Here is a 4,838-nt window from a genome sequence, read left to right as displayed (position 1 = left end):
AAACACAACACAATAACAACACCACAATGTTGTAACCACAGTTTTCCCACCCCCAAAGCAGTATCACAGGGGGTCGGGTACAAGGGTTACGGCGGTCATAGCGTGGGGGAAACGCCCGGTCCCATTCCGAACCCGGAAGCTAAGACCCACAGCGCCGATGGTACTGCACCCGGGAGGGTGTGGGAGAGTAGGTCACCGCCGGACAACCATTAGGTCGAGGCCCCAACCATCACGGTTGGGGCCTCCCACATTTAACACAACAAACGCCACTGCCGGGACGGGCATCACGGCAGAAACCAGGCGTGGGGGCCACCCTGGCCCGCCTAGACTTACCGTCATGGCCTCCAGCTCCCGCGAATCCCGCATCCGAAGAGCAACTATCCTCGACGTTGCGGCAGCCGCGGGGGTTTCACGCCAGACCGTGACCCGCGCAATGAACGATATGCCAGGGATCAGCCCGGCCACACGGGAACGCGTCCAGCAACTCGCAGCCGAGCTCGGATACACCCCCAGCCGCTTCGCGAAGGGCCTGGTGCAGGGAGCCCGGATCTCCCTCGGGCTTGCCATCCCGGACCTCACTAATCCGTACTTCCCCGCTTTCGCTTCCAGCGTGGTGGAAGAAGCCACCCAGCGCGGCTGGAATGTGGTGGTTGATGATTTTGGCCACGGCAGCGGGAGCGGCTTGGATGCAGTAGCCCGACTGGCGCCGCAGGTGGATGCACTGATCGGATACCTCGGGGCCTGCTCCAGCGATGCTCAGGCCATGATGGGCAGGCGCCCCGTGGTGGTGCTTGACTACCCCGCGGGACAGGCGGCGGGCGGCATCTCCTTCGACTACTCCTATGGCGCGGGGCTGGCACTCCAGCGCTTCATGTCCGAAGGCCGCCGGCGGGTTGCCTACCTTGATTCAGACCAGGAGGGTACTGCCACCACCCGTGGCGCTGCCGTTGCGGCTGCGGCGGCCGCGGCCGGCATTGAACTCATCGTCGGCCAGTGCCTCGATTCCGCCCCGGCCGCCCGCGAAGCCCTCCGCGCATTGCTTGAAGAAGACGGCGGGATCGACGGGCTCCTGGTGTTCAATGACCTGATGGCAGCGGGGGCCATGAAAGGCCTGCACGACGCCGGGAGGGCCGTTCCTGAGGACTGTGCGGTGATCGGGATGGACGGCATACCCCTGGGCGAACTCTTGACGCCGGAGCTGACCACGCTGGCACTGGACTTGAGGGCGGTGGGGCAGTCCGCCGTCGACCTCGTCGATAATCTCCTCAGCGGGGCCATCAAAGCGTCGAGTGATGAGGCGAGCTTGATTCTCAAACATCAGCTGGTGCTTCGGCAATCTGCCTGAGCCCTACTCAAAGCTGGCAACAACCGGTAGGCTGAACTCAACGACGTGAACGTTCACGCAATCACTTCACCCAGCGCCCTGCCGCCCCGGACAAACCCATGAAGCAAGGAAGCCCATGTCAGTTCACTCCCCTTCCGTTCCCGCCGGCAACTCCCTTGGAAGCCCCACGGGGCAGCCCCGCAATCTGGAGGTTGGTGCCGAAGCCACCGCGGATCTGGCTTCCTTCCAACCGGGCAAAGGAACCCTTCCGGCACGGGCCTACCTGCACAGCGACGCTCCCCGGTTGTCACTGAATGGGGAATGGCAGTTCCGGCGTAGCCCGGGAATCCGGGTGGCTCCGGAAGATGGCTGGCAGCTCGGGGATGACCTGGAGGGCTTTGCCGGCCTGCCCGTGCCGTCCAGCTGGCCAATGCATGGGCACGGTGCTCCTGCGTACACGAACGTGCAGTTCCCGTTCGCTGTGGAGCCGCCGCACGTCCCGGAGACCAACCCCATCGGCGACCATGTTGTGGTCTTCGAGGCCGGCCCCGAATTCCTTCCGCACGCGCTGCTGCGTTTCGACGGCATCGAATCTGCAGGAACGGTATGGCTGAACGGCGTGGAACTCGGCACTACCCGCGGAAGCCGGCTGGCTCACGAATTCGATGTGACCGGAATCCTCAAACAGGGCAGGAACATCCTTGCCGTGCGGGTGGCGCAGTTCTCGGCCGCCAGCTATGTGGAGGACCAGGACATGTGGTGGCTGCCCGGTATTTTCCGTGACGTCACGCTCCAGGCCCGGCCCGTGGACGGCATCGACGATGCTTTTGTCCACGCCGGCTACGATCACCGCACCGGCGAAGGCACCCTCAAAGTGGAGGCGAGCCGGGGCGGACAGGCGATTGACGCCGTCGTCCGCGTTCCCGAGCTGAACCTGGAACTGCAGGCCGGGACTGAGGTGCGAATCCCCGCCGTCGAACCGTGGTCCGCCGAAATGCCGCGGCTCTATGAGGCAACCATCAGCGCCCCTGGCGAGACCGTAACGCTGCAGGTCGGCTTCCGCAGCATTGCCATCGAAGACGCGCAGTTCAAGGTCAACGGGCGGCGGATCCTGCTGCGCGGCGTCAACCGCCATGAGCACCACCCGCGGCTTGGCCGGGTGGTGCCGCAGGACGTTGTGGAGGCCGAACTGCGGCTGATGAAGCAGCACAATATCAATGCAATCCGGACGTCCCATTACCCGCCGCACCCCGACTTCCTGGCCCTCGCAGACCGGCTCGGCTTCTACGTGGTGCTGGAGTGCGATCTCGAGACCCACGGCTTTGAGAGTGCAGGCTGGGCGCAGAACCCGAGCGATGACCCGCAGTGGAAAGAGGCCCTGGTTGACCGGATGCGCCGCACGGTGGAACGGGACAAGAACCATCCGGCGGTGATCATGTGGTCGCTCGGCAACGAGGCCGGCACAGGCAGGAACCTCGCGGGCATGTCGCGCTGGGCCAAGGACCGGGATCCGTCCCGCCCCCTCCACTACGAGGGCGACTGGTCCTCTGAACACGTGGACGTCTACTCCCGCATGTACGCCAGCCAGGCGGAAACGGCCCTGATCGGACAAGGAATTGAGCCGCCCCTGGACGATGCCGCGCTGGATGCCCGACGCCGGTCCATGCCTTTTGTGCTCTGCGAATATGTGCACGCCATGGGTAACGGCCCCGGCGGCATGACGGAGTACCAGGAGCTTTTCGAGAAGTATCCGCGCCTGATGGGCGGCTTCGTGTGGGAGTGGCTCGAACACGGCATCACCATCACGTCCCCGGACGGACGCCAGCACTATGGCTATGGCGGTGACTTCGGCGAGGAAGTCCACGACGGCAACTTTGTGACCGATGGCCTGGTGGACGCCGACCGTAACCCGAGGCCGGGCCTGCTCGACTTCAAGAAGGTCGTGGAGCCCCTGCGCATCACGGTGGCGGAGGACTGGTCCGGCTTCACCGTCCGCAACGGCCAGGACTTCGCTGACACCTCCGCGTTCAGCTTCCGGTACAAGGTAGAGGCCGACGGCGGCACGCACGACGTCGGGACCGTGGAGGTTGCGCCGCCTCAGAATGAGGCAACTGTGCCGCTTCCGGCTTTGGCTTCGGGGATAAAGGACCGCACTGCAGTCCTGACCGTGAGTGCGGTCCTCGCCGCTGAAACGGCCTGGGCTCCCGCCGGGCACGAAGTTGCGTGGGGGCAATCCGTCCACGCAGGCGTTTCTCCTGAAGGGCCTGCGCCGGTTGAGCCGCTCCGCGTCAAGGACGCCGAACTTGAGCTGGGGCCAGTGCTCTTCAGCCGGATCACCGGAATGCCCACGTCCATTGGCGGAATACCCGTGGAGAAGCTCTCCCTGACGTTGTGGCGGCCACCCACGGACAACGACCTGGGCAGGGAATGGGGCGCTGTTGACGAGCGCCCGCTCGCCACGCAGTGGAAGGACGCCAGGCTGAACCTGCTCCATGCCCGGCTGCTCGGAATCACCTCGGAGGCCGGTCCTGAAGGTGGGGAAGCGCTGACGGTGCGCACGCGCGTGAGCGCAGCCGATAAGCAGTACGGCGTGTTTGTGGACTACACCTGGACCAGCGACGGCGACGCCGTCGCGCTCCGGACGCAGGTCCGGCCCGACGGCGCCTGGATTAACGGGGGCTTTGAGGTCGAATGGGCTCGGATCGGACTGGAACTCGTCCTGGCTGATCCGGCCACGTCTGTGACCTGGTTCGGCAAAGGACCGCACCAGAGCTACCCGGACACGGGGCAGGGGGCACGGACCGGGTGGTTCACACTGCCGGCGGCGGAGATGGATGTTGACTACGTTCGACCGCAGGAGTCGGGGGCGCGGACCGGAGTCCGGTGGGCCGCACTTGAGATGGGTGGCGCCACGCTTGAGGTTTCGGGCGAGCCCTTTGCCCTGACCGTCCGGCCCTACAGCCAGGAGGTACTGGACAGGGCAAACCACCAGCTGGACCTGAAGGCGGATGGGCGGACCTACATCTACCTGGACCATGCCCTCCGGGGAGTGGGGACAGCGGCCTGCGGCCCAGGCGTCCTGGAGCAGTATCGGCTGAAGCCCCGGGCCGCAGACTTCACCCTGGTACTCTCTGTCCGCTAGCTCGCCGGCCCCGCGCCAATGTGAGGCAGTGCATAGTGGCTATTGGTGGGCGTTTTGGGGTCTTTGGGGCGTTGATGGGCCTGTAATTCCTTGGTTTTTGGGGGTTTTGGGTGGTGTGGGGTGGGGTTGGTGGTGGATTTGCGGGGGTGGCGAAGGGGGTGTATTGTTTTCTGAGTCGCCGCCGCTGATGCGGAAAGATTGCGGCCAATCCCCTGACAAACAGCCTGAAAATGGTTCGCCTGCTGGCGTGCCGGATTTTGGGTAGGGGCGGTTGTGGGAAGTGCGGGTCGCGGAAACGCTGATTTGCAAAGCTTCTTGGGATCGGGTAAGTTTGAAAAGTTGCTCCGGAGCGATCCATGACTGGTTGTTGTT

2 protein-coding genes and 1 rRNA gene are annotated in these 4,838 nt (G+C 64.7%); all 3 read left to right on the top strand.

What is annotated here, in order from left to right; translation table 11 throughout:
• Positions 1-87: 87 nt before the first annotated feature.
• The 3 genes from rrf to QRN11_RS13570 all read left to right on the top strand — a co-directional run bounded on the left by rrf (position 88) and on the right by QRN11_RS13570 (position 4,466).
• Positions 88-204 (top strand): 5S ribosomal RNA (gene rrf / locus QRN11_RS13580).
• A 133-nt stretch (positions 205-337) separates the two neighbouring features.
• The gene (locus QRN11_RS13575) at positions 338-1,345 is read left to right on the top strand and encodes a LacI family DNA-binding transcriptional regulator (protein ID WP_285251396.1); all 1,008 of its coding nucleotides are present in this window, start codon (positions 338-340) and stop codon (positions 1,343-1,345) included.
• 115 nt (positions 1,346-1,460) lie between these two features.
• Positions 1,461-4,466 (top strand): glycoside hydrolase family 2 TIM barrel-domain containing protein, encoded by a 3,006-nt coding sequence (locus tag QRN11_RS13570; RefSeq protein ID WP_285251395.1) that lies wholly within the window; start codon positions 1,461-1,463, stop codon positions 4,464-4,466.
• Positions 4,467-4,838: the final 372 nt, after the last annotated feature.

The sequence above is a fragment of the Pseudarthrobacter sp. fls2-241-R2A-168 genome (assembly GCF_030209335.1).
Classification (GTDB): domain Bacteria; phylum Actinomycetota; class Actinomycetes; order Actinomycetales; family Micrococcaceae; genus Arthrobacter.
The sequence above is the reverse complement of the archived record's forward strand: the minus strand, read 5'-3'. Positions and strand labels throughout refer to the sequence as shown.